This is a genomic window from Paenibacillus sp. EZ-K15, from assembly GCF_002573715.1.
Lineage (GTDB): Bacteria > Bacillota > Bacilli > Paenibacillales > Paenibacillaceae > Paenibacillus_AQ.
The window spans coordinates 409,522-415,771 of sequence record NZ_PDHM01000021.1 but is presented as its reverse complement, the minus strand read 5'-3'; the positions used below and the strand labels follow the sequence as shown (position 1 = coordinate 415,771).

General features: G+C 49.1%; 6 protein-coding genes. All 6 read left to right on the top strand.

Annotated features, from left to right (window positions below; translation table 11 throughout):
* Window positions 1-469 precede the first annotated feature (469 nt).
* The 6 genes from CRG97_RS25930 to CRG97_RS25905 all read left to right on the top strand — a co-directional run bounded on the left by CRG97_RS25930 (window position 470) and on the right by CRG97_RS25905 (window position 6,203).
* Window positions 470-991, top strand: a complete 522-nt coding sequence (locus tag CRG97_RS25930) for a 3D domain-containing protein (protein ID WP_481856224.1) — start codon at window positions 470-472, stop codon at window positions 989-991.
* 131 nt (window positions 992-1,122) lie between these two features.
* Complete coding sequence (locus tag CRG97_RS25925; RefSeq protein WP_098748677.1) at window positions 1,123-1,323, top strand: hypothetical protein; 201 nt, start codon at window positions 1,123-1,125, stop codon at window positions 1,321-1,323.
* Between the two features lie 197 nt (window positions 1,324-1,520).
* On the top strand, window positions 1,521-2,642 hold the full coding sequence (gene liaF, locus CRG97_RS25920; RefSeq protein WP_098748548.1) for a cell wall-active antibiotics response protein LiaF: 1,122 nt from the start codon (window positions 1,521-1,523) through the stop codon (window positions 2,640-2,642).
* Between the two features lie 5 nt (window positions 2,643-2,647).
* A complete protein-coding gene (locus CRG97_RS25915) occupies window positions 2,648-3,730 on the top strand; it encodes a sensor histidine kinase (protein WP_098748547.1) in 1,083 nt (360 codons plus the stop codon).
* An 18-nt stretch (window positions 3,731-3,748) separates the two neighbouring features.
* The gene (locus CRG97_RS25910) at window positions 3,749-4,402 is read left to right on the top strand and encodes a response regulator (RefSeq protein ID WP_076324472.1); all 654 of its coding nucleotides are present in this window, start codon (window positions 3,749-3,751) and stop codon (window positions 4,400-4,402) included.
* Between the two features lie 160 nt (window positions 4,403-4,562).
* The gene (locus tag CRG97_RS25905; RefSeq protein WP_098748546.1) at window positions 4,563-6,203 is read left to right on the top strand and encodes a S1C family serine protease; all 1,641 of its coding nucleotides are present in this window, start codon (window positions 4,563-4,565) and stop codon (window positions 6,201-6,203) included.
* Window positions 6,204-6,250 lie beyond the last annotated feature (47 nt).

Here is a 6,250-nt window from a genome sequence, read left to right as displayed (position 1 = left end):
GTGTTAGATATAGAATTTATAAGTTATCAGTGGAACTGATGAAATTCTATATCGCAAGAAAACCTACCCCTGCATCGCGGTCGCTCATCCTTGAAGTGGCCTCGATAGAGGTTTTCTTATCAAAAGCGGACTTTTTGAACAACCTCTATAAAGCTTAAGTAACGATGGGACATGCAAACCTCTGCCATCACGTATATTCTATTTGGGAAGTGGGAACCCTCGCTAGTAAGGGGGAGGTACTCACATGATCCAATGGAAAAAGTGGCAGAGGTTTTTTGCTGGTTTTATTTTATCAGCCGTCTTGTTTAGTGCAGGTTCTTCAATAGTAGAAGCGCACAATCTGATTCTAAGCGAATCCTATGATTCAACAGACTTCAGAAATGTGTATGATCCGGCCGGGGGAATTCAAGGCTCCGATTACGTGGAAATGTCTCGCTTCTATGCGCTTCGTGTAGCAGGTTTTAGCGATATGAATAGATACTTGGAAGTTCCGAATACGGGGCCTAAGGCCAGCGAGCCTGGGAAGAAACGCGAATCCATGCCTGTGCTTGCGCCGAGGGAGGACCAGGTGCTGCATACGGTGAAGGTAACCGCTACAGGGTATACGGCAGGTTATGAATCGACCGGGAAGAAGCCGGGACATCCTCAATATGGAATCACCTACTCCGGGGTGAAGGTTAAGCGGGATCGAAATATGGTATCTACGATTGCCGCGGATCCGAATGTATTCCCGCTTGGCAGTATTCTCTATATACCGGGCTATGGTTATGGGATCGTAGCGGATATCGGCTCTGCGATCAAAGGGCAAAAAATCGATCTTTACTTCTCCACAACCAAACAAGTGTTTAAGGAGTGGGGGAAGAAGGACGTCGAGGTACAGGTAATTAAAACCGGAAGCGGCAAATGCACGGAAGAAATGCTGAGAACCCTGGATAACGCGATCGAAACCTATCGTTTCCTGCCTTCATCTGTTTTGGAGGAAGCCATTTAGGATGATTTTTGCGCGTAGATTGGTAGTAAACATTTAAGAATAATGCCTCCCTGTTCATCACATACTACTTTTCGGGGGCCAAACCCCTGAAGAGGATGATGGTATTGCATATGAACAGGGAGGTGAATACTGTGGCTAAAAAGAACAAGGTACAAGAAAACTTTAAAACACCGAATGAAAAGTTTAACGCTGAGTTTGCTGAAGATACCAGCATAGCCAGCAACCCAAAAGGGAATTCCAAAGTTCAAGAGAACTTCAAAAAACCGAACGAGAAGTTTGACGCTGAGTTTGGCGAACTGAACACACCAGGGGACCATTCTGCAAACCGTTAAGGCGTAGATGTCAGCGCCCGTTCGTGCCAAATAAGACCTCCGCTTTAGCGGGGGTCTTTTATTATGGTTTAATTCCCATTTTTATCCATGAACTCAGTCTCTAGACCGAGATCAACTTCATTCCACCGCCGCTAACCAGTTCATCGCAATATGTTGTACACTGTAGTTAAGAAAAAATAGAACTGGAAGGCAAGGGGATGACCATGAGTAGAAAAGGATGGAGCCAGCTTAGCAACGGTTTGCTGCTCATCGGTATTGGTGTGGTATTTCTTCTAAATCAGCTCGATATGATACATGTGGATCTTGGTTATATATTCTCGACCTTTTGGCCGGTGTTCATCATCTGGTTCGGCCTGCAAAGCTTAATTTATGCACGTGGAGGAGCACTATGGGGCTCCGTTGTGCCAATCATAATCGGATCGTACTTTCTTGGAAGAAACCTGGATTTGATTGACTTCTCATTCGGCGATCTGATCAAGTATGCGATTCCGATTATCCTGATTGGGTTTGGATTGCAGGTTATTTTTAAACCGAAACCTCATACGCCGCCGCCATCACCGCCAAGTCCGGATGACTTCAGCTCGCATCGGCGCGACGATTACAACATTCCCGATCCGCCTGAAGCGCGTCCGCTTGATTCTTCCCTGGATGACGAATTCGAACGGAGATTTGGCAAGCAAGACAAGGCTGACAAGACTGAGAATATTCTGCCTGATCCAGAATCAGAATCACCGGATTTACATGAGCCGGGCAAGGGGTACCGCTGGCAGGGACAGCATCATGAACGCCAGCGCCAGGACCGTCAGGATCGCAGCCGGTTCAGAGTTCATGTTGATTTTGACGATAACGGCAAAAGCTACAGCGACGGATCGGATTATAAGGATGAACAGCACCACCAACATCACCAACACCACCATCATCAATCTTGGCACAGCCATGATGCGGTGAACAAGTCCTCTTTTATCGGGGACGTGCATATGGGAAAAGATTATTTTCAGCTGAAGCCGACAAATATCTCGCAGTTCATCGGTGATACGGTGCTGGATCTGACTAAAGCTCAAATCCCATACGGTGAAACGAAAATCAACATCTCGGCGTTTATCGGGGACGTCAAAGTATTCGTTCCGAATGATTCGGATGTCGGCATTCATGTCACGACCAACTCCTTCATCGGCGATATGAAGGTGCTGGAGGAAAGCCGCAGCGGCTTTATGAGCAATGCCGGTCTGGAAAGCCCGCATTATAGGGAAGCAGGTAAGAAAATTCGAATCACCGTCAGCGTATTTATCGGTGATGTCAAAGTGAATAGGGTAGGATAACCGTTATGATGGGAATATTGAAAAATACCAAATGGGTGATACTGTTTTACTTTCTGTTGATTGGAGCCGGGGTTGCTGTTTTCCTGTATACAGCAAACCAATCCGGCTACATACATATTGAAGATAACCGGCTGTGGGTGTATTACACGGTCGGTGTACTTCTGTTTACGGGGATTGCGGGATACATCGCGGGACAGCGCATCCAGCGACCGCTGGACCTGCTTCATCTGAACATGCTGCAGGTTGCCAAAGGAAATCTGAACGTGCGACTGCCAGCCATGGAAGACGGCTCTTTTGCCAGAGTATACGATGAGTTTAACGGAATGACAGAAGCGCTGGAGAAGAAGATGAAGCTGCTGCAGCGCCTGGGTGAGCAGGATGTCATTGAGAAAGAGATTGCTGCGGAAGCCGCGGTGCTGGAGGAACGACGCCGGATGGCAAGGGACCTGCATGATACGGTCAGTCAGCAGTTGTTCGCGATTCATATGTCGGCATCATCCCTACCGGCAGTTCTGAAGAGAAACCCGGAGCAGGGCGATAAAGTGCTCGGTCAGTTGATCGAGATGTCTCATGTGGCACAGAAGCAGATGCGGGCGCTGATTGCACAGCTTCGGCCTGTTGAACTGGAAGGAAGAACCCTGGAGGAGGCACTCGAACGGTGGTTCCCGGATTACTGCCGTCAAAATGGCCTGAAGGGCATGAAGGATGTCGAACTCTACGGCGGGGTATCGGATGCGATTGAGCATCAGCTGTTCCTGATTATACAGGAAGCAGTGGCTAATATTGTGAAACATGCCGGTGCAAGCCTTGTCAGCATGTCGCTTCGTGAGGATCAGAAACGCGTTATTTTAAGCATTAGCGACGATGGGATTGGGTTTGACGAGGTGGCAGGCAAGCAGGGTTCATACGGGCTGTCCACGATGCGTGAGCGAGCCGAAAAGCTTGGTGGGCAGGTCGATATTATAAGTAAAAAGGGTGCGGGAACAACAGTTCGCGTGAATATTCCTCTGTTTGAGGCCGAGGGTAATCAGGGATCGGCTGCGGAAAAGAGTAAGGATCAGGAAGTGCTGGCTGAGCCAGTGGAATAGAGAGGGGACAACATCATTATGGGTACGATTCGGATATTGCTGGCGGATGATCATGATATGGTTCGTATGGGATTAAAAACGTATTTGTCACTGGACCCGGGATTTGAAGTGATCGGAGAGGCCGCAAACGGCCAAGAGGTTGTCGATATGTTAAGAAATGGGGATGAGGCAGACCGGCCTGATCTCATTCTTATGGATCTGATGATGCCGGTGATGAACGGGGCAGAGACCACACGTGCTGTCATGTCCGAGTTCCCGGACCAGAAGATCGTGATTCTGACCAGCTTTCTCGAAGACGAGCTTGTGGTTGAGTGCATTGAAGCGGGGGCTGTCAGTTATGTACTGAAGACAGTTTCGGCCGACGAGCTCATCTACGCTCTTCAGGGAGCGTTCAGGGGTATGCCGGTCATGACCAAAGACGTGTCGGAAGCACTCACCCGCGGGATCCGCCGACATATGGTGAACGGCGATGATTCCGGGCTTACCGAGCGCGAGAAGGAAGTTTTGCTGCTCATTGCCGAAGGTAAGAGCAACAAAGATATCGGTGAAGAGCTGCATATCAGCATTAAAACGGTCAAAACCCATGTCAGCAATCTGCTGATGAAGTGTGAGCTGGAAGACCGCACGCAATTGGCGATTTATGCCCACCGTAAGGGATGGGTCAAAATGTAGCGACTCCACTCGGATCAGATTCCTTTGACGCGGCCTTAGCTTTCTTTTTATCTGCCTTTTAATTGTTTTTAAGGTACTATTAAGGTTTATAGTACACAATAAGAACAGTTAATCAATTAAACCACTTGGAAGCAAGTGATTTTAAATAGGAGGTAGACCTATGGACGACCAAAGAAAGCGCTACGGGTATCCGGATGATGAGGGAATGAACAACGAGTCGAATAACAATGAAGCACCGAGACGTGAGGAAGCATCCACGAAGAATTCGTCTTATTACTATTCTTACGGACCGTTTCAGTCCATACCCAGCGAACGTGATGATCAGCAGCCAGAGCGGCCATACCAGAGCCGGGAATCGAAGGAAGTGGAAGTTACCGCTCCGCAGCCTGTCAAACCGATTCCATCCTCCGGTTTCTCGCAGTCACATTCCTCCGGAAGCCAGGGGGGCGGCGGGTCTATGGATTCGATGCAAAGAAATAAAGAATGGAACTACAGCCAGAAGCCTAAAAATTCCGTGAAGACGGTGCTGTTGTCCTTCATGGCAGGTGTCCTTGTCATTTCGAGCCTGATGTTTGCCGCTGACCGCACGAATCTGTTTACACCTGATGCGGCGTACTCATCAGAGCCAGCCCAAGAAACTTCAGCCAAAGTCGATGATAACGGCGGAGCTACTACGGCATCGACTATGATTCCTTCGGGTCAAGGAGATGTATCGGCGGTTGTAGATCAGGCGAGTCCTGCCGTTGTACTGATCGAGACGCTTGTAAACAGCAGCAATCGCCAGAGCGCGAATCCGAATATGAATGATCCGTTCTGGTACTTCTTCGGCGGCGGCCAATCGAGCCAGGAAGGAAATGGCGGAAACAGTGGAAACGGTGGAAGCAGCAACAACGGAGGTCAGGAATCCCAGCTTCAGCCTTCCGGCATCGGCTCGGGTTTCATCTTTGAGAAGTCGGGATACATTTTGACGAATGAGCATGTGATCCATGGCTCAGATGTGATCCAAGTAACGGTACAGGGTACCAAAAAGCCTTATGAAGCGAAGCTGCTCGGTTCCAGCTATGAGCTCGACTTGGCCGTGCTAAAAATCGAAGGGGCCGATTTCCCGACGGTGCAGCTGGGCGACTCCAATTCGCTGAAGGTCGGTGAATGGCTTGTTGCCATCGGTAACCCGCATGGTTTTGAGCATACGGTAACCGCAGGCGTACTTAGCTCGAAGGAACGCGAGATTGATATTCAAGGAACGAACGGCGAAGCTGAGCGGAATTATGAGCATCTTCTGCAAACCGATGCCTCGATTAATCCGGGTAACTCCGGGGGACCGCTTCTCAATCTGAAGGGTGAGGTTATCGGGATGAACGTAGCCGTCAGCGCGGAAGCGCAAGGGATCGGATTTGCAATTCCGTCCAGTACGATCAAGGAAGTTGTGGAATACCTGAAGAATAATGAGGAAGTTCCGAAAGAGCCGGTTCCGTTTATCGGGGCAAGCCTAGGAACGGTCACTCCGCAAATTGCCCAGTCTTTGGGTACCGACGTGAAGGAAGGTTCTTATGTTGACAGCGTTGTATTCCGATCGCCGGCTTATGAAGCGGACCTGCGTCAATATGATATCATTGTGGGCGTGGACGGAACAAAATATCCGACCTCGAAGGATCTGACTGAATTCATACAATCGAAGAAGGTTGGAGACAAAATCACACTGAATGTGGTTCGTAACGGTAAGAACATTGATTTGCCGCTGACGATTGGGGACCGTAATAAGTTTGATCTATCCCAACAGCAGCAACAACAGCAACCGTAACCCTGGATAGGTGTGACAACAAGCGGAAGGGACCATTCCCTTCCGCT